Source organism: Clostridium sp. AF35-15 (assembly GCF_003477745.1).
GTDB lineage: Bacteria > Bacillota > Clostridia > Lachnospirales > Lachnospiraceae > Otoolea > Otoolea fessa.
Genome location: NZ_QUDY01000010.1, coordinates 88,091 through 108,496, shown reverse-complemented (window position 1 = coordinate 108,496; position 20,406 = coordinate 88,091). Strand labels below are relative to the sequence as shown.

Below are 20,406 nucleotides of genomic sequence, written 5' to 3'. Positions count from 1 at the left end.
GCAGATAAATGCAGTTATCAGTATTAACGTCCTACTGCACAAAACATGATTTTCAGAGTAAAATGCAGCGCATATTTATGCAAAATCAGGTGTTTTTGTATGTATATTCAACTCCACCATAGACCATCAGAACTCGACTGCTTTTGTTGAGTAGACATTGGTCGGGGCAGCCACTACAACAAAATCCGCATTCGAGTATGCAGCCTTTGCATCGAGGGTTGCAGTCAGATCCAGATTCTTTTCTGCCAGATATTTTTCAATATAGTCATCCTGAATCGGAGACTTCCGGTTGTTGATCATCTCGACCTTCTCCGGAATGATATCCACAGCGGTCACATGATGATGCTGAGAAAGTAATGTCGCAATCGACAAACCAACATAACCAGTGCCCGCAACGGAGATTTTGTAATTCTTCATGTTATTTACTCCTCCGGCCCTCATCGGGCATATCCTCTAATTTTCTATGTACACATCCATATGGATGGTCTTTCTCTCTAATTCCTCATGTGTGATAACCACACTCGGCTAAGTGTTTTCTTATACTGTCGTATCCAACTACCCCAGCAATCATATTTCCCTTGTTTTCTACTCCATAAAACATCCGTTGAGTACACTCGTCTCTATTCCTCTATAGCCGAAGTGTTGATTTATACAGTCGAACCCCGTATACCCTGCAATGACGTTTTTTCTAAGTGTTGGATTGTCGAATCGAACCCTGTCGGCGCATGAGTTTTGTTAAAACTGTATATATCATCCGGTCAAATTCTCACCATTCATTGTTCGTTATGAACAAATCATTCACTCTCACCGCACAAAATCTGTATTTATCATCGCCATCAATGCTCTACTCAACAGCTGTTTTATGAAGTAGAAATCGTCTGTTTTTCCGTAATTTTCATGACTCAACAAACCGTTATGATGTAGATGTCATTAGCAGGTTAAATAGTGTACTCAACAGCAGTTTCAGACGTTAATGATAAACTCACGGATTTTTTTGTTTTCCCCTGTTTTCCGCCATTTCTATGGTTCTTCTGAAAAAGATGTGCCAATTTTGTGCCACATGGGGCAAAAATTCAGCGTTTTGTATAAGCATCTAGCATTTATAGCTCATACAGCTGTGAAATATAGCCAATTTCAGCAGCCCCAATTAGTGTGCAAAACAGGTTCTTTTCGATGTTGCTACGTCAATACGGTTTGTTGAGTAGACATTTGTAGGTGCCGCTATTACAACGAAATCTGCATCTGTGTATGCGGTCTTCGCATCCAACGTCGCGGTCAGATTTAATTCTTTCTCTGCGAGGTACTTCTCTATATAATCATCCTGAATCGGAGACTTGCGATTGTTAATCAGCTCAACCTTCTCCGGTACAATATCAACTGCAGTTACCTGATGATGCTGACTCAGCAAAGTTGCAATCGACAGCCCAACGTAACCAGTGCCAGCAACAGCGATTTTGAAATTCTTCATAATATTTACTCCTCCGGTCTTCTTTGGACCTAATTACCTCAAAAGGTGTTTTTATATATGTACACGTATTTCTTGCCAATCGTATACTTTTACCCCCTCAACTTACTTCAAAGCACAACAACAAGCCTGTATACAGATTGCAACAACAATCTATACGCAGGCTTGTCCTCGTACCTCCTTATTCTGTTTTCTGCTCTATCAGCTTTCGCTGTGATGGGTTAAGTATAGAGCGCAACCAGAAGCCATTAACCCCTGAAAGCACGCTGGCCGTAACGCACCATGACAAGCAGAAACAAGTTGAGGTGAAAAGGTCAAGCCGCGCAAACCCGCATGAAATCAGGCTTTTCTCTGCTCTCAATCGAAGCCATCCACTTATGGATAACTTGTCCCCCTTACACCGCCCCATCTCTCCTCAAAACCACCATCACCGTCTTCATCAGAATCTTTATATCCATTCCGATATTCCAATTAGTGATATACTCCCGGTCGAGGCGGACAACTTCTTCGAAGTCCGTGATTTCACTTCGACCGCTGACCTGCCACATACCGGTAATACCCGGCTTGATCGCCAGTCTGGCTTTATGGTGCAATTCATAGAGATTGGTCTCTGAAATCAGCGGCGGGCGGGTGCCTACAAGCGACATATCTCCTTTCAGCACATTGAAAAACTGAGGAAATTCATCCAGGCTTGTCCGGCGGATAAATTCACCGATTCCGGTCTTATGGCTTCCATCCGGCATGATTTGATTTCCGATCACGCGCGGGTCAAAATCAAGCTTGAACATCTTTCCATCGCCCAGCTTATTTTCTTTCATCAGCTCATCACGGCGTGTTTCGGCGTCCATGTACATACTTCTGAATTTGTACATTTTGAACCGTTTTCCATTTTTTCCGACTCTTTCCTGGGTAAAAAAGATCGGTCCCGGTGATGACAGATAAATCGCAGGTGCAAGAAATAAAAAGAGTACCGCCGTCAATGCACAGCCGATCAGTCCGCCTATGACATCCATCATCCGTTTGAGAAAAAGCTGGAAAGACGACGCATAATTGATGCTCGTTGTCAGCACGGTATACGGTCCTATTTTCTCCACAAACTGTCTCTTTCCCGGCACACTTGTCACTTTTGCCAGGTTCAGATGCACCGTTACGCCGGTTTCTGTCAGCTGGTTCAGCAGCTTATCCGGATATGGCACCATCTCTGAGGTTATAACAACAACCTCATCAATCCATCCCTGGCAGACATAATGGGGAAGTTCTTCCTCCTCCACTATCACAGGGATTTCTTCGATTTTCTCTCCTACATGCGATTCGTGACATCCGATCAGGCAGACCCCCGCAATCATGTATTGTGCATAATTGTTTTCCTTGATCGTTTTGACCGTCCGTCCGGCTATGTCCTCATTTGTCACAATCAGCAGAACACGCTTGTTTCCATCGACTGTTTTTTTCCGCTGCAGATGCCATTTCCAGCATTCACGCACAATATATGCGATTCCGATATAGAAGACAGCCGTCAGCATCAGTGCCAGCCTGGAATACCTCTGCCCTTCCTGCAGAAGGAACAGATATAAAAGAGCACTGCCTTCTATAAAAACGGCCTGCTTGACAGCTACTATAAATTCCACAAAATGGTCTCTTCTTATGACTCCCCGCATTGTCTCCCGGCAAACCAGCAAAATCAGATCCATCATTCCTAAAAAAATCGCCATATTCCGATACAAAATCGGTGTGTATATATCCCATCCATACCCACTGCATGCATAGGCAAGTATTAATGCCGCCTGCAGAGGAATCACATCCAGGATGATGAAATCGATATGCTTCATCCATCCGCCTGAATTTCTTCTGTACATATCTACCGCTCCCCCCGTCAATGCCTATTGCAATCGACTTTGTAAATCAGCCTCTCAAGGTACCGACAGGTACCTCTCTTACCAGATACCTGCCGGCTTCCGCGGCCTTATCAATTAGTTCTTATGAACCAATGTAAAGACTGCATTGCCCGGAATTGTTACATTAACAGAGTTTGTTGCATGATCAATCCCGTTGACCGGAGCTAATTCCCACTTATGATCGGTTTCACTGTAGTAGTAGATTTCTACATTCTGAACATCACCCAGAGCTGCTACTGCAATATTTACCGTGACCGGATCACTCACTACACCGCCATTTGCATCGGTTGTCATGAGCTGCTGTGCCGGCATAAGCGGAGAATATCCAACCAGTGCCGGATCACCCGTTACACGATACAGCGGAACACCTGCATTGATCTCAAACACTTTTTCTGCAACAGCCCAGCTATTGCCGTCTTTGATCTGCTGATCGGATGCGAACCCAACCGAACTGCCATTTGCAGTATTTCCCTGCGAAACAGTAATACCGTTGGAACCATTCTTACCACTATTCTTGATACCCGTAGATGTCTTGTTGGTAATGGTTCCCGCATTTACATTGAGACCTGCGCTCTTGGAAGAGGCAGAACCTGAACTGCTTCCTCCGCGGTTGACCGTCACATTTGTGTTCGGGCTCGCTGCCATTGCCAGTGTGCCCGGCACTGCCATGATTGCTGCTGCCATCATGAGTGCTGCGTACTTCTTTTTCATTTGAACCTTCCTTTCCGGCTTTCAAAGCCTTTGCTTTTTAAGCTTTTTCTTTATAAAAAAGATTGATGACAATCTCTTTTAGCTCATCCATATCTGGATAAAACTCTTCGAATTTTCCCTGATATATTTTTCCCGACAGTTCAATAAAATCACCGTCTTCCATGGCATCCGGACTGTTCAAAAGCGCCAGTCCCATGTCCATGTACTGGTCCTTTGCCATGTTGGTGATCGCCAATTTCTGTATTCCATCCACCAGCCGGGTTATGGTGGTTTTGTCTGCCGCCTGACTTTCCTTTGCCTTCTGAATAAACGCTTTCAGATATCCTTTCTGCCGGTGAAGACGAATACTTGCGGAACCCTCTTCGTCCACATCCCGGAAGCGGACATATTTTTCTGTCAGATCTCCGATCAGGTTGACTGTTTCTCCCATCTTGAAATCTTCTGGATACTGGTTTGCGACCATCTCGTCATCCACAGTAACCGGCACACCACCGACTGCATCATTGAAATAGGGAATCGAATCCATATTGACTGCAAAGTATCCGTCGATCTTAAGACCAAATAAAAGTTTAGAAAGGGCTTCTGCTGTCAGTTCACAGCTTTCTTCCCGCCCGTCTCCAAACGCATACGCCAGCGTCAGCTGCTGTGTCTCGGTTCCCAGAGGTTCCCCAAAATAGTCAAATACCTCTATCTCCGTCATTGTATTTCTTGGAATCAGAACAATCTGAGCCTGATCTCTGGACGCGTCCTCGGCGATCAGAAAGATGGCATCGGCATCGCCGCCTTTTCCCGAAACTACCTGTGATGCCATCTCGCCCTTCGTATCAATACCCATACAAAGAATGGCTCTCATCGCTGTATTCCGGCGATATTTCTTTCCATTCCAGGTCAAAATCCCATTTTTCTGGTCTTCTGCATCCTTGTTTTCCTGCTGCCCGCGTGCTTCCATCTCCTGCACGGCTGCTTCTCTCTCTTCATATCTGTAATACGCATGGATACCGAATCCCACGCAGGCGATTCCCAGCGCCGCTCCGGCAATCCATCGAATCATATTCTGCTTTTTCATTTATCCGACTCGTTTTCGTAATATTTACTATATTTGGAATATTTTCCATAATATCTATGATAGTATCCGCTGCCTGCCATATCGACACGATTCAGTACGGCTCCTAAAATCCGGCAGCCCGTCCGCTCAAGCTGGTTTTTTGCTTTCTGCACCAGGCGATAACTGAGCGCCCCGCTTTCAACTACCAGGATAGCTCCGTCACAGCGCTGAGAAATAATAGCTGCGTCAATGACACTTCCAAGAGGCGGCGTATCAATGATGATCGTGTCATATTCATTTCTTGCCCATTCAACCAGCCGCGCAAATGCGTCCTCTCCCAGCAATTCCGCCGGATTCGGCGCCATCGGGCCAGAGAAAATGATGTCAAGATTTGGCAGATTGGTATGATACAGAATATCCCCCAGCAGTTTCTGTCCTGTCAGGTACTGCGTCAGACCGTAAATCTGCTGCCCGAATCCGAAGCGGGATACCAGCACGGATTTACGGATATCGGCATCAATAAATAAAACTCGTCCCTCTGTCTGTGCCATTGAAATCGCCAGCTGGGAAGATGTCTCACTTTTTCCCTCATCCGGCATCGTGCTGGTCAGCATGATCACTTTCAATCCACTGCCCGAAAACTGAATGTTGGTACGGAGTGTTTTCATTGCTTCCTCATATTGATAGTCTTTTTTTTCATCCTGTGTAACCGGGATGAACAGATTCTGGTTTGCCATGCTCTCCTACCTTCTTTCGTTTTTCTCTTTTCCGGCAAATGGATTGATGATATCCCAGATGCCAGAGGTACGTTTTACTTTTTTCTCGCCTCTTCCGTGAATCTTGCTCTCCGGAATCACAGCCAGTACCGGCAGTTCCAGATATTTCTCCACATCTTCCTCTGACTGAATCGTATCATTCAAAATAACGGTCAGGCTGATGTATGCACACACCAAAAAGGCTGCTATCAAAGCGCCAATCGCAGCATTTTTGGTATTGCTCGGACTGGTCTTTTTAACAGCCACCTCACCGCTCTCGATGAGTTTCGGCGGTGTCATCTCCATGATTTCTCCTACATAGTCCGATGCTACTTCTGCCGTCGTATCAACGATCTTTTTTGCCATTTCCGCATCCGGATCCTGCGCTGAGATGCTCAGAATACGTGTATCTTTCGGATTCTCCACTTCAATCTTCTTAACCAGGTTTTTATAGTCCATGTCCAGATGAAGTTTATCGACTACCTCTTCCATGACCGAGCGGCCGGTAATGATCGTCTTGTAATCCTGCGTCAGCTGCGTGCCAATCTGCAGGTCGGCCAACGATGTCAGTGTTGTTTCTTTTGTCAGTACATAGATTTTTGCGGTTGAAGTGTACTGCGGTGTGAGCAAAAAGTAACTATATGCCCCTCCAATTGCTCCTCCAATCACAAGCGCTCCGATGATAATCCAGAGTTTCCGGAGCAATGCATACAAAATCTCTCCGACATCAATTACATCCTCGTCATCCCACGCCTGTTTTTGACTCTCTTTCGTTTCCATACCTTACAAATTTCCTTTTCTTTCTTTTTTTCTGACCGGCATTCTGCCAATCTGTTTCAGATGTATTTTAGAGTTTCTCTTATAATCGTTCATCCAGGATTATTTTTTCTGGATTCTCCACTGACAATTGTCTGGCCAATGTATCCCCGCCTTTTTTCCGGATCCAGGCAAGTGCCCTGTCACTGTCCGGTGCACGATGATGAACCCCATGCATATCGGTTCCCAAAAAACTGATATATCCCGCCAGCAACACTTTACGGCACCAGCGCCGTTCCAGTCTCTCACGTAAATTCCAGACATTTCTAAGCTTTATCAGACTTCCGTAATTCATCTGAAGATAAGCGCCCTCCCTCTGAAGCTCTGTCAGACGTCCTGTCTTTCTGAGACACTGATAACGCTCAATATGCGCCAGCACTGGGAAATATCCCGCCAGCAGCAGCTCCCGGACTGCATTCTGTATCTGGCTCCACTGCGACTGGGGAAGGAATTCTACCAGAACATAATGACTTCCCGCCAGTGTCAGCAGTTCTCCCCTCTGAAGCATATCAGCCATGCCTTCAAAATATTGTATTTCCTGCCCGCTATACAGTCGCAGCTCCGGCATCACCTTCTGAACCGCTTTTGCCATCTGCTCCATAAGTCTCTGTATCTGTTCCGGTTTTGTCCGCCAGTGATAGACGGTATAATGAGGGGTTGCTATCACATTGCGCACACCTTGCTGATATGATTTCCGAAGCATCCGAACACTGGCGCTTATGCTTTTCGAGCCATCATCAAGTCCCGGAAGAACGTGTGTATGTATGTCCGAAATTCTTTGTTCTTTTTTTTTCGGCTCTTCCTGCGATTTTTGCAACATTCTATTCTCTCCCTTCGCTCTCAGCGCCGCTTTGTTCTCCCGTCAGATCCAGCCATCCATGCGTCTGCCTTTTTCTGCGGTAACAGCCGCAGCTTTTTGTATGTCCACTTTTTAAATGCGTTCCGTAAACCAGACAGATGTTTCCGCAATCGCATTGGCACACCCAGTATCGGTGAACTCCTGTCTTCTTCTCGCTCTGTCTTATAATCAAAAGATGTCCATATTTCCGCCAACCAGATTTTCCTGCTTTATATATGTCCCTGTATATGACATAATATGTATCATGTCATATACAGTGTGCCGTGATTTGAGGACTTTTACAGCCGATGAGAGAAAAGAAAAAAGGAAAACGTTGATTTTCTGATTACATTATTTTCAAAACAAAAAAAACGCAATATTCCAGTTTGCGTTGCGGTTGTAGTTTGTAATATTTTATAGTACAATAATAAAAAATTTATTAAAAAAAGGAATGCAGCAATGACATAATACATATTATGTCATTGCCGTATTCCTTTTCATTTTACACTCTCTGATTTCTGAATATTTGCCTCTACAGCATTCACTGCAATCGGATCACTTACGTGATTTCCATTTGCATCCGTTGTCTGGCGAATGATCTACCGCGTAAATTTCTCCGCGATCGCACCGCTATAGTACGCATTCAGCAGTTTTTCCAGATCTTTGATCTTCTCTTTCAGTTCCCGTCCGATATCGGTATCCCCGACGCACTTGCGCTCCGGCACCCATTTGACCATACGGCTCTCGGAATGGATATCACTCTCCTTCTCGATCGCCGCCTCGGTGGACTCAAACGGATCGTGCGCTGCCAGAATCAGACCGTAGGAGTTGTAAATCAGCGTATACCCCGCGATACCGGTTTCTTTCTGATATGCCCTTGAGAAACCACCGTCGATGACGAGAAGCTTACCGCCGCATTTGAGCGGGCTCTCGCCGTCTTTGGATTTGACCGGGACGTGACCGTTGATGATGTGCGCGCCCTCCGGCTCCAGACCAAACTCACGGAGAATGCGGTCAAGCACTTCCTCATTTTCCAGCATATCGTAATACGGATTTTTTACTTCTTTATGTGTCTCTTTTTCTGCCAGAAAATAGCGTTCAAACGTTGCCATCTTGTCCTTGCCGAACAGCGGGGAATTTTCATTCAGCCAGATATACCACATCATATCCCTGCCTTTTTCCCGCTCTGCCTTATCGACCGCGACAAACCCCTTGCGGACATAATTGTCCAGAATATCGTACAGCGCCTTTCCCTTATATTGCTTGCCGTAGATCTCTACCTCCTTGAAGGTACCGTCCTTATTTAACGGAACGCAGCCATGGTAGAGAAGGTTATTGTTGTATACTTTATAGAGACTTCCCTTCGCCAGCAGGAATTTCATATGCTGCTGCAGCTTCTCGCAGTTCATGAATGCACGTTCCAGACGTTCCATAATATCCGCTTCTTCCGGTGTAAATGCATATGGATCTTTCGGATCTACGGTCGGGAAATTCATATCGAGCATCTTGTACTCTTTGCCGCCCAGCTCCAGAACACCGCGTTCAAAATCAATATGATGCAGAAGATTTCGTTTCTCCAGGCCAAATTCCGGATGGCGCTTGATGATCTGCCCTTCCGCCTTGAACTGGATGATCGAGATCGCCTTGTGCATCTTCTGGTTCATCTCGCGCTCAGACGCACTGTAAGAGTCACTGCCCTTTAACTGGAAGCAGGTGCACGGGTCATCCCCATATGTATTGATCGCAAAAGTTGCCAATGGAAGAAGGTTGATGCCGTAACCATCCTCCAAAATATCCAGGTTTCCATATCTCGCGCAGATACGGATTGCGTTTGCAATACACCCCATCTGTCCCGCTGCCGCGCCCATCCAGAGCACATCGTGATTGCCCCACTGGACATCAATCGAGTGATAGGTCATCATCTTGTCCATGATGATATGCGGTCCCGGACCCCTGTCATAGATATCGCCTACGATATGAAGATGATCGACCGTCAGGCGCTGAATCAGCTCGCTTAGCGCTATAATAAAGGCTTTCGCCCGTCCCACACGGACAATCGTCTGGACGATGGCATCGTAGTAGGATTCCTTGTCCTGCAGATCACCGCGCTCAGTCAGAAGTTCTTCCAGCACATAGGCAAATTCCTTCGGAAGCGCCTTGCGGATCTTCGAACGCGTGTACTTGCTCGCTGCCCGGCGGCAGACCGCAATCAGACGATAGAGTGTGATCTTATACCAGTCATCCGGGTTCTTCTCCGTCTGCAGAATCCGGCTCATTTTCTCCGCCGGATAGTAAATAAGGGTTGCCAGTGACTGCTTGTCCTGACGGCTCAGGGTATTTCCAAATACATCGTCAATCTTTCGCTTGACGGAACCGGAACCATTTTTCAATACATGAGAAAATGCCTCGTATTCCCCATGGATATCGGTCAGGAAATGTTCCGTTCCTTTCGGCAGATTTAAGATCGATTCCAGATTGATGATCTCCGTCGATGCCGCTGCAATCGTCGGGTAAAGCTCTGCCAGTCGATCCAGATAACGCGCCTGCAATGATTTCATGTTTTCTCTAACCCCTCCTGTTTGCGGACGCCCCTTTTGACCCTTTTTCACCCAATCCCGTGCAGCCTGCTTCCGATGCCCGTTATGCATATAAAACACACGCAAAAGATACACGCAGAAAGATGGAAAAGAATTTGTAATGCTTATTGCAAACAATTACAAAAAATCGAAATGGCGTCTCATTTTTAATTCTGATACTTGTATCTTATCACACTTCTATTAAAAACGCCATTTCGATTCCTATAATAAGTATTATTAGTATTTGCGGGCAATCACGTATTTCTTCTTAAATTTAAAACTTATACCGCATCTGATACCAAGTCACATTCCCATGCACCGATTCCGAGATCCCCTCATTCACAAATCCAAACTTGGCATAATAGGCTATCAATTTTTCCTTACACGTCAACACAAGTCCCTTCCTCCCCTGTTTTCTGGCATCCTCGATGGCGCACTGGAGCAACTGTCCCGCATAGCCATGTTTCCGATATGCCGGGATCGTATTGACACCAAAAATCATCTGCCATGCGCCGTTTTCATCGTGCATTTCTGCCCGTTCGTACATCTCATCCGTCAGATCTGGCTTGTCTGTGACGAAGCCGTCCACAAACGCAATCAGCTTTTCGCCTTCAAACATGAGCCAGAAATAATTTCCATAATACTTAATTCTCTCCGCAAACTCCTCTTTCGTTGCGGCTTCCGCTGCCGGAAAGCATTCTGCTTCCACGGCTGCAATCTGAGCCAGATCTGCTATTGTCGCTGTTCTTATCTCCATAATATCTCGTATCATCCAATTATCCTCGTTCGAGGATAAAAAAATAATCTCCTTTCTCTCTTCAAAGGCATTCGCCCATATAATTCAAGTCGAACGTCCGTGAGACTTGGCGCGTGATTCTGGTCAGCGAAGCTGACATATTCTTTACAGAATCACTGCGCATCCTCGCGGAGCGTTTATCTCAGTCGGAGAATGGACTCCCACTGAGACAAATTTGCTATTACTCACCACCAGAAGAGGTGGGAGTCTTCTCGACTGAGATAAAAAACAGAATAATTTCGGTTCCTTCTTTGCAAATAAGCCAATGCATATAGTTTTCCCCATACACATCGGCTTATTTCACGCATCAGGCGGATCTCTCGATCCTGCCTTTTACTTCATATTCAACTATTTCCGCAGCTGTGCCAGGCGCTCCTGTACCTGTGCCATCATCTGGCGGTATTTCTCCAGCTTCTCACGCTCTTCGGCAATCTTTGCCTCCGGTGCGCGGCTGACGAACTTTTCATTACTTAACATACCCTCGGAACGGGCAAGCTCTTTTTTCAGCTTCTCCTCTTCCTTGGTCAGACGCTCGATCTCCTTGTCCAGATCCACCAGCTCTGCAAACGGCATATAGATGGTTGCCTTTGCAGTCACAGCCGATACGGCATCGTCTGCGATTCCGCTCTTGTCCTTCTGAAGGACAACCTCGCTCGCGTAGCCAAGAGTTGCGAAGAAGACACGGCTGTGCTCGAAGATGGCCAGAACTTCCGGATCCTCGGATACAACGTATACTTTTGCCTTCTTGCTCGGCGGTACGTTCATGGATGTGCGGACGCCGCGGATCGCGCGGACTGCATCCTTGATCGTCTCTACAGCTTTCTCCTCGTCTGCGAAATTCCACTCATCCTTGTACTCCGGCCAGGAAGAAATCATGATGGACGGTTCCTCATCCTGCAGGTTGCAGAAGATTTCCTCGGTGATGAACGGCATATATGGATGCAGCAGTTTCAAGGACTGGATCAGAACCGTTTTCAGGGTCCAGAGTGCAGCGGCCTTGGTGGTGTCTTCCTCGGACCAGAGTCTCGGTTTTACCATCTCGATGTACCAGTCGCAGAACTCCTCCCAGATGAAATCGTAAACCTTCTGGAGGGCGATTCCCAGCTCGTACTTATCCATGTTCTCGGTAACATCTTTTGCCAGCGTGTTGACCTTGGAGAGGATCCAGCGGTCAGCCATCTGCAGATCAGAAAGCTTCACATCCGTTACCGGCGCTTTTTCGATGTTCATCATAATGAAACGGGATGCATTCCATACCTTGTTTGCAAAGTTACGACTCGCTTCCACACGCTCCCAATAGAAGCGCATATCGTTGCCCGGTGCGTTACCGGTCATCAGGGTCATACGAAGTGCATCGGCACCGTACTTGTCGATAACCTCGAGCGGATCGATACCATTTCCAAGGGATTTACTCATCTTGCGTCCCTGGGAGTCGCGTACCAGACCGTGGATCAGGACGGTGTGGAACGGCTCTTTGCCCGTCTGCTCCAGACCAGAGAATACCATACGGATAACCCAGAAGAAAATGATATCATATCCGGTTACCAGCACGTCGGTCGGATAGAAATATTCATATTCCGGTGTATCCTTCGGCCAGCCGAGCGTGGAGAACGGCCACAGGGCGGAGGAGAACCAGGTATCCAGCGTGTCCTCATCCTGATGCAGGTGGGTGCCGCCGCATTTCGGGCATACCGCCGGTGCGCTCTTGGCAACGGTCATCTCGCCGCAGTCATCACAATAATAAGCCGGAATCCGGTGTCCCCACCAGAGCTGACGGGAAATACACCAGTCACGGATGCCCTCAAGCCAGTGCAGATAGGTCTTTCCGAAGCTCTCCGGAACGAATTTAAGTCTGCCGGATTTAAGTGCCTCTACCGCCGGTTTCGCCATCTCTTCCATCTTGACAAACCACTGTGGTTTTACCATCGGCTCGACGGTTGTGCCGCAGCGGTCGTGGGTACCTACGTTGTGGGAATGCGGAACGACTTTGACTAAAAGTCCCATTTCCTTCAGATCCTCTACCATGGCTTTTCTCGCCTCGTAGCGATCCATGCCCTGATATTTGCCCGGTACGCTGATAGTTGCATCGTCATTCATGATGCAGATCTCTTCCAGGTTGTGGCGTTTTCCTACCTCAAAGTCGTTCGGGTCATGTGCCGGTGTGATCTTTACGCAGCCGGTACCGAACTCTTTATCTACATACTCATCCGCGATGACCGGAATCTCTCGGTCGGTCAGCGGCAGTTTTAACATCTTGCCTACGATATCCTTGTAGCGCTCATCCTCCGGGTTGACAGCTACCGCAGTATCGCCTAACAGCGTCTCCGGACGGGTGGTTGCGATCTCGACGAAACGTCCCTCTTCGCCGACGATCGGGTAATTGATGTGCCAGAAAAAGCCGTCCTGCTCCTCATGCTCTACCTCGGCATCCGAAATGGAAGTCTGGCAGACTGGGCACCAGTTGATGATACGGGATCCCTTGTAAATATAACCTTTTTCATACAGTCTGGTAAATACTTCCAGAACCGCCTCGGAACAGCCCTCATCCATCGTGAAACGCTCGCGGTCCCAGTCAGCGGAGGAACCCAGCTTGTGAAGCTGTTTTACGATACGGCTGCCGTACTCTTCTTTCCACTCCCATGCTTTCTCCAGGAAGCCCTCACGACCCAGATCATGCTTGTCAATGCCCTGCTCTTTCAGCTTATTGATAACCTTAACCTCCGTTGCGATCGCCGCATGGTCGGTACCCGGCTGCCACAGTGCCTCATAGCCCTGCATTCTCTTGTAACGGATCAGGATATCCTGCATGGTGTTATCCAGCGCATGTCCCATATGAAGCTGTCCGGTAATATTTGGCGGAGGCATCACAATCGTGAACGGCTTCTTGCCGTTTCTGCGTCCGCGCTCTGCATCGGCGTGGAAATATTTGCTGTCCAGCCATTTCTGATACAGGCGATCTTCAATATCTGCCGGATTATATGTTTTTTCCAGTTCTTTCATTGATCGATTCTCCTTTTGTGTTTTAACTCATCAAATGCTGTTTATCCTCGCATTCTATCATGAACCGCATCTTGTTTACCTTCATTTTGTGTAATTTCCGATGCAGTTTCTTACATCTGTTTCCGGACAATCTTGTACTCATCATCCGTCTGGTAGTACGGGCAGACAAAACGCTGGTTGTTTAAAAATGCCGCCATCTCGTCCTCATCCAGATCTGCCTCGCACAGATAATACCCATAATCATCGTCATAGACATAATTACCGCACGTATCACAGCTTGTCAGCGGACCCTGTTTTTTCATCTGTTTTGTCCTTTCCGAAGCGCGTTTCCTATGAAAAAGAATGTGCCTTGGCACATTCTCGCGCCGAGCGCGGTCGCTTGCGACATGTTTCTGCTTCGCGCGAGTGCGCATCCTCGCGGAGCGTTTTTTGTTTCATAGGACGTAATTTCCTATGAAATGAAAAAGCCCCTTGCAGACATATCATCTGCAAAGGGCGTCATATACGCGGTACCACCTTAATTCAATCAGGATTTCCATCTGTCGGTGTTTTCTTTGCACACATTCAGATTTTATCCCAATCCTCTTGATTCTATAACGGGAACTCCCGGGATCTCTTATCCACCACTCTCTTTCACACCATTCCTAAGTCATAGCAGAACGCAGTTTTTCAGAAATCCGGCTCCGAAGCTACCTTCCACATCCGTTTCCCGGAACCGTCTCTCAACCTGCGCGGTTCTCTCTGTCAGGGCTTCTATGTGTACTCCTCTTCTTCACTGCCTTTCATTTTTCAGTTCCTTGTTATCATAGAGGTTTTTCAGGAAAATGTCAAGGTTTTCGGCACAGGTTGGTAAATGATATATGCCCGTTACTGTTCACAGGTAGGCACTTTTGGAACCGAAAGTGCCGTAAGAAAACGTGGTGGCAGCAGGAATTTGCCGTATTTAAATGCGAAGCCACGGCAAATTCCGTTACTGGGCACGTATGCGTGAACAGTAACATATGCCCTGGCTCCCCCCACTTTAAAGACGCCCACCTGTAACAGCTGCACAGCCCCTACTTCGGCAGCGTATCCTTATACTGTGGATACGTCCCATCTGTCACCAGCTTTGCGTATGCATCATATGCCTCCTGCAGATTCTTATACTTTTTATCCTCCGAAAGACATTCCCTATACTGTTGTGGAGTTAGATGATCGGCGATTGCTACATAATTACCAGCTGTATTCTTTCGAATAGCGGTAGTTGTTTCTGAAATATAAAACCTTCCATCTGCTGTACTGATAATAACCGGTATCTTCTTTCCTGCACCAACCGAATCTGAGGATATATCTACAGATGTCCAAAATAAATATCGCTTCGACTTATCCGTTGCATCTCCCAGATAGGCCCAGGTTCCCTTTTTTAACAGGCTGTCCCCCTCAATCTTCGCCTGTATCTTGGGAAGCATATTGGATTTTGTACAGTTGGAATCAATTTCAAAATTGTTGTTATTACCCAGCATTTTCAATATGCCGCTGTCATTCAAGGGCGCATGTACATCGCAATTGATATTAAACGCGTATTTCTGTTCCGAACCGCCTGTACCATTTCCGCTTTTCCAGTTAAAAAGCACTCCCGAATCAGGCCGATAGGAAACTTCGCACTCCCCACCCGGAACCGGATAACCAATCCAGTTGGCCGTATCACCCTGATCATTATAATGCATCACTCCACCTATCGTCACCGGGTCATGCGACTGCCATTTTTCTTTTTTCTGCTTCAGCTTTACAACCTTCACTTCATTCTCTGTATCCTCAATCATGACCGCTGCCATAACCTCTGCATATGCAGAACGGACATTGGCAAGATCCGTGGCCTCCCGGCTGGTCTCCAGCTGCCTGGTAAAAATAGGAATAGAAATTGCAGCTAAAATGGAAACTATCGCAACGACTACCAAAAGCTCCGCCAGCGTAAAGCCCTTTTTCCTGTTCTGCATATGAATTTCCATTCTTATCACCCGCCTGTCACCTTTATCTTTTTCTTATTCTATCACATGATTCAAAAAAATTCACGCAAAACATTTTTCATCTGACGCACATTCCCATAAATTGAAAGAAGAGACCTCCGCCTGCGGTTTTCACCGCAAAGCATCCGCCTCTTCCCAATTTCGTTGCTGTAATCAGGTCCCTGCCGTCAATTAAAACAGCGGAACAACCGCTCCATCATACTTCGTCTCGATGAACTCTTTGATATCATCACTTGTCAGGACTTCCATCAGAGCTTTTGTCTTGTCGCTCTCCTCGTCACCTTCACGGACTGCTACGACATTTCCGTATGTCTGGGCTGCCAGAGAATCAGAAGCCTCTACTGCCAGAGCATCGGTTACCTTTAAACCAGCCTCGATTGCGTAGTTGCCGTTGATAACTGCAATATCAGCATCCTGTAAGGAACGCGGAAGCTGTGCTGCCTCAAGCTCTACGATATCCAGGTTCTTCGGGTTCTCTGTAATATCATTGATAGTTGCGGTCAGACCTGCATCCTCTTTCAGTGTCAGAAGACCCTGATCCTGAAGAAGCAGAAGTGCTCTTGCCTCGTTGGTTACATCGTTTGGCACCAGAACCTCTGCGCCGTCAGCCAGCTCATCTAAAGAATCGCTCTTGCCTGCGTAGATGCCGAATGGCTCATAATGGATTGCACCTGCACTTACCAGGTGAGTGCCATTCTCCTCATTGAAGGTATCCAGATATGGTTTGTGCTGGAAGTAGTTTGCATCCAGATCGCCGGACTCCAGTGCGTTGTTCGGCTGTACATAATCAGTATACTCTACGATCTCCAGATCGTAGCCCTTGTCTGCCAGAAGGTCTCTTGCAGCTTCCAGGATCTCAGCATGCGGTGCCGGGCTTGCGCCTACTACCAGCTTCTCCAGATCGCCGTCTGCCTCTTTTGCCTCTGCGGTAGTCTCCTCTGCTGCCTCTGCAGCGGTCTCAGCAGTTGTCTCATTCGAGCTGGAAGAGCAGCCTGCTAAGGATGCAGCTGCCAGCAGTGCCAGGAATGTGGTTCCTAAGAATGATTTTTTCATAGTGATTTCCTCCTCTTTGTGGGTTTAAACAGTTCCTTTAAATTTATATTTCAGAAATGTCCTGCATCTGCCACAGACGATAGGCTGCATTTCATTTCTGTAAATATCTTATTAACGGATTCTCTTATCACTTCTTCTCGAACTCCGCGTAAAGATCTCCTGAATCAGCTGTGCGATAATAACCAGAATCACAACGGTAACCAGCATCATATCTGCCTGATAACGGTGGTATCCATATCGGATCGCCACATCGCCCAGACCACCGGCGCCGACGCAGCCTGCCATCGCGGAATATCCGAGGATCGTCGTGATTGAAATCGCCGCGCCAACTAACAGGGACGGCTTGGACTCCGGAAGCAGCACCTTGAAAATAATCTGCCAGGTCGAAGCGCCCATTGATTTTGCTGCTTCTATCACGCCTGCATCAATTTCCTTTAACGATGCCTCTACCATACGGCTGATATACGGGAACGCCGCGATTACCAGCGGTACAACTGCCGCATTTGCTCCGATCGTCTTTCCCACGATCGCGCGGGTCAGCGGCATTACCATCGCTAACAGGATGATAAACGGCACCGAACGGAGCAGGTTGACAATCACACCCGCCACTTTGTTAAACAGCGGCACAGGACGGATGCCGTCTTTATCGGTTACAACCAGCGCCACGCCGAGCGGGATGCCGATCAAATAAGAAATCAGGGAAGAAAGACCCACCATATATAAGGTTCTCCAGGTCTCTTTTACCAGCATACTAACTGTCCTCGCATCAAATATCATCTTAGCGCACCTCCTCATAGGTCACACCGACCGTTTTTAAATAATTGCAGATACGCCCTGCATCCACCTCGTCCTCCGGGAGCTGCAGAAGCATCTGTCCCATCGCCTTGCCCCCGATATCGTGGGTATCCGCGAGAAGGATATTGACCGGAGCCTTGCAGGCTAATACCATATTGGAAATAATTGGCTCCGAAGATTCCTGTCCATTGAAAATAACGCGGATCTGGCGCGCTCTGGCAAAGCTTGTCTTCTGCCCTACCGTCTCACCGAGAATCAGCTGCCGCCCAATCTCCGACTTCGGACCGGAGAAAATCTCTGATACCTTGCCAGACTCTGCAATGTGGCTGTGGTCGATGATCGCCACACGGTCGCAGATAGACTCAATCACCGCCATCTCATGGGTAATCACGATCACAGTAATGCCGAGTTCGCGATTAATCTTCTTGAGAAGCTCCAAAATCGATTTTGTCGTGTTTGGGTCGAGGGCACTCGTCGCCTCATCGCAAAGCAGCACCTTCGGGTTCGTGGACATCGCACGTGCAATCGCCACACGCTGCTTCTGTCCGCCGGAGAGCTGTGCCGGATATGCCTTCATCCGTTCTTCCAGACCGACTAATTTTAAAAGCTCAGCCGCCCGTTTCTTCGCCTCTGCTTTCGGGACACCGGCAATCTCCATCGGAAAGCACACATTCTGGAGTACATTTCTCTGTGCCAGAAGATTAAACTGCTGGAAAATCATTCCCATCGACTGTCTGGCTTTCCGAATCTCCGCCTCCTTCATCATCGACAGGTTCTGTCCCTCAAAAATAACCCGTCCCGCCGTCGGTGTCTCCAGATAATTGATACACCGGACCAGCGTACTCTTTCCTGCACCTGACAGACCGATAATTCCAAAAATCTCACCTTGCAGGATTTCCAGGTTAATATCATCTAACGCGGTCACCGTTCCGTTAGTTGTCTGGAATTGCTTTCCCAGCCCTTCCAGGCAGATGATCGCTTTCTTTCTCTGCTCCATTGTCTTTTCCCCTCTCTTTTTTCGAATATACAGCATTGATATCCTGTCGCATAAAAGATGCCACTACTGTTTTTCTGTCACAGGAAGCAGTTAGTGCCTTTTTGTGTCATAAGGAATTCCAAGGAATTTCTTATGACACAAAAAAGCCGCGAATCCAGTACGGATCGCGGCTTCCTATGCTATACTTACAGGTCTATCCGACCAGCCCGTTCCGTCTTTCATGCACACAAATATGACAGCACATCATACACATGCCGTTCATCATCATATTCATCTGCATGGCTTTACTCTGACGCATCGGATCTGTCCCCTTTCAGCTTATATTCCCTTATTCCTGATAGGAATTATTTGTTTATGAAGATACACCCATTTTCCAGGTTTGTCAAGTGTTTCCTGAATTTTTAAGAACTATTATTTTTAAGAGCTCTTTCACTCCTGCTCCGGTTTTTGCACAGCCTCTCTTCTTTTTGATGTCTGGAGTTCCCGTGCTTCTGCACGGCTGCGGCGCAAATTTTCTCCCGGCATCTCCTGCCTCCGGCTGCGCCCTTTCTCACGTTCTCGGATGCGATCCGGCGTGCGGCTCTCAATGATATAGCGCGGGCGGTGCTTCGACTCCAGATAAATCTTTCCGACATACTCTCCGACGATTCCGACCGAGAGAAGGAGCAGTCCGCCGATAAACCAGAGCGACACCATCATGCTCGCCCAGCCGGTGATCGTATTGCCCCGGAAGAAATCAACCACTGCCCAGATAAGGAATCCAATACTGACAAAAAATGCCGCAATTCCCATGAACGTAATCATCCGGATCGGCTTTGTACTCAGCGAAGTGATGCCCTCGATGGCAAAAGCCAGCATCTTTTTCAGCGGATATTTGCTCTCCCCTGCTGCCCGCTCTTTACGGTCATAATATACCACATCGGACGGATAGCCGATCATCGGGACAATCCCGCGCAGAAACAGATTGACCTCCGAAAATTCCGCCAGTCCTTCCAGCGCCCTCCGGCTCATCAGTCGGTAATCCGCATGATTATACACGGTGTTCGCTCCCAACGCATTCATAATCTTATAAAATCCCAGTGCGGTTGTACGCTTAAAAAATGTATCCGTCGTCCTGTGGCGACGCACACCGTACACGATGTCACAGCCAGCCATATACCGCTCGATCATCGCGTCGCATGCGTCCACATCATCCTGCAGATCGGCATCCATCGAGATCGCCGCATCACACCGCCGTCTCGCCGCCTCAAAAAGTCCTGCTAAAAGCGCATTCTGATGCCCGCGGTTGCGGCTCAGCTTCACACCTGCAAACCGTTCATCCTTCTCATGGAATTCTTCGATCATCTTCCACGTTTTATCCCTCGAACCGTCATCTACCATCAGCACCCGGCTTCCCGGATGAATCCGGCGGCTGCGGGTTAAATCATCTAATTTTTTTCCTAAAAATTCTGCCGTCAATGGCAGAACTTCCTCTTCGTTGTAACAAGGCACCACGATATAGATAACCGGTGCATTTCTCATACTGTCATCTCCTGCCCGGGTCACTGTCCCTTCTATGCAGACAAGTCCCCTCGTATTTTCAAAAGCAGGTTTCCAGATACAGGTATCTTGCCAGAATCCTCCCTGCAGCTGAAATCTGCTTTTTCCATATTGTTTTA

Annotated in this window: 16 protein-coding genes, 1 pseudogene and 1 other annotated feature; all 17 genes and pseudogenes read right to left on the bottom strand. The window is 47.5% G+C overall.

What is annotated here, in order from left to right; all coding sequences use genetic code 11:
• Positions 1 to 141: 141 nt before the first annotated feature.
• A pseudogene (locus tag DWZ76_RS11825) lies at positions 142 to 417 on the bottom strand (UDP-glucose 6-dehydrogenase); the annotation flags it as partial.
• A gap of 730 nt (positions 418 to 1,147) precedes the next feature.
• Positions 1,148 to 1,468, bottom strand: coding sequence for an NAD-binding protein (locus DWZ76_RS11820; protein ID WP_118472781.1), 321 nt, complete (start codon positions 1,466 to 1,468; stop codon positions 1,148 to 1,150).
• A gap of 392 nt (positions 1,469 to 1,860) precedes the next feature.
• A complete protein-coding gene (locus tag DWZ76_RS11815; RefSeq protein WP_118472780.1) occupies positions 1,861 to 3,321 on the bottom strand; it encodes a sugar transferase in 1,461 nt (486 codons plus the stop codon).
• A 114-nt stretch (positions 3,322 to 3,435) separates the two neighbouring features.
• Positions 3,436 to 4,071 carry a hypothetical protein gene (locus DWZ76_RS11810; protein ID WP_118472779.1) on the bottom strand — a complete coding sequence of 212 codons (636 nt, stop codon included), beginning with the start codon at positions 4,069 to 4,071 and terminating at the stop codon, positions 3,436 to 3,438.
• Positions 4,072 to 4,108: 37 nt separating this feature from the next.
• On the bottom strand, positions 4,109 to 5,137 hold the full coding sequence (locus DWZ76_RS11805; protein ID WP_118472778.1) for an LCP family protein: 1,029 nt from the start codon (positions 5,135 to 5,137) through the stop codon (positions 4,109 to 4,111).
• Positions 5,134 to 5,853: a CpsD/CapB family tyrosine-protein kinase gene (locus tag DWZ76_RS11800; RefSeq protein ID WP_118472777.1), complete on the bottom strand. Its 720-nt coding sequence runs from the start codon at positions 5,851 to 5,853 to the stop codon at positions 5,134 to 5,136. The genes DWZ76_RS11805 and DWZ76_RS11800 overlap by 4 nt, the downstream gene beginning before the upstream one ends.
• Positions 5,854 to 5,859: 6 nt before the next feature.
• Positions 5,860 to 6,651, bottom strand: coding sequence for a Wzz/FepE/Etk N-terminal domain-containing protein (locus DWZ76_RS11795; protein ID WP_118472776.1), 792 nt, complete (start codon positions 6,649 to 6,651; stop codon positions 5,860 to 5,862).
• Positions 6,652 to 6,730: 79 nt separating this feature from the next.
• Positions 6,731 to 7,507: a CpsB/CapC family capsule biosynthesis tyrosine phosphatase gene (locus DWZ76_RS11790; protein WP_118472775.1), complete on the bottom strand. Its 777-nt coding sequence runs from the start codon at positions 7,505 to 7,507 to the stop codon at positions 6,731 to 6,733.
• Between the two features lie 617 nt (positions 7,508 to 8,124).
• Entirely contained in the window at positions 8,125 to 10,083 is a 1,959-nt protein-coding gene (locus DWZ76_RS11780; protein WP_117795592.1) for a fructose-1,6-bisphosphatase, read from the bottom strand.
• A 292-nt stretch (positions 10,084 to 10,375) separates the two neighbouring features.
• Entirely contained in the window at positions 10,376 to 10,858 is a 483-nt protein-coding gene (locus tag DWZ76_RS11775; RefSeq protein ID WP_118472804.1) for a GNAT family N-acetyltransferase, read from the bottom strand.
• A 387-nt stretch (positions 10,859 to 11,245) separates the two neighbouring features.
• Complete coding sequence (locus tag DWZ76_RS11770) at positions 11,246 to 13,897, bottom strand: valine--tRNA ligase (RefSeq protein ID WP_117795594.1); 2,652 nt, start codon at positions 13,895 to 13,897, stop codon at positions 11,246 to 11,248.
• A gap of 110 nt (positions 13,898 to 14,007) precedes the next feature.
• Positions 14,008 to 14,199, bottom strand: a complete 192-nt coding sequence (locus DWZ76_RS11765) for a DUF6472 family protein (protein WP_118472774.1) — start codon at positions 14,197 to 14,199, stop codon at positions 14,008 to 14,010.
• 186 nt (positions 14,200 to 14,385) lie between these two features.
• Positions 14,386 to 14,682 (bottom strand) — a binding site (T-box leader).
• 270 nt (positions 14,683 to 14,952) lie between these two features.
• Positions 14,953 to 15,885: a type II secretion system protein gene (locus DWZ76_RS11760; protein ID WP_207663651.1), complete on the bottom strand. Its 933-nt coding sequence runs from the start codon at positions 15,883 to 15,885 to the stop codon at positions 14,953 to 14,955.
• Between the two features lie 189 nt (positions 15,886 to 16,074).
• Entirely contained in the window at positions 16,075 to 16,956 is an 882-nt protein-coding gene (locus DWZ76_RS11755; RefSeq protein ID WP_117795596.1) for a MetQ/NlpA family ABC transporter substrate-binding protein, read from the bottom strand.
• Positions 16,957 to 17,067: 111 nt separating this feature from the next.
• Positions 17,068 to 17,733 (bottom strand): methionine ABC transporter permease, encoded by a 666-nt coding sequence (locus DWZ76_RS11745; protein WP_118472773.1) that lies wholly within the window; start codon positions 17,731 to 17,733, stop codon positions 17,068 to 17,070.
• A 1-nt stretch (position 17,734) separates the two neighbouring features.
• Entirely contained in the window at positions 17,735 to 18,748 is a 1,014-nt protein-coding gene (locus DWZ76_RS11740; RefSeq protein WP_118472772.1) for an ATP-binding cassette domain-containing protein, read from the bottom strand.
• 429 nt (positions 18,749 to 19,177) lie between these two features.
• Positions 19,178 to 20,269: a glycosyltransferase family 2 protein gene (locus DWZ76_RS11735; protein WP_118472771.1), complete on the bottom strand. Its 1,092-nt coding sequence runs from the start codon at positions 20,267 to 20,269 to the stop codon at positions 19,178 to 19,180.
• Between the last annotated feature and the right edge of the window lie 137 nt (positions 20,270 to 20,406).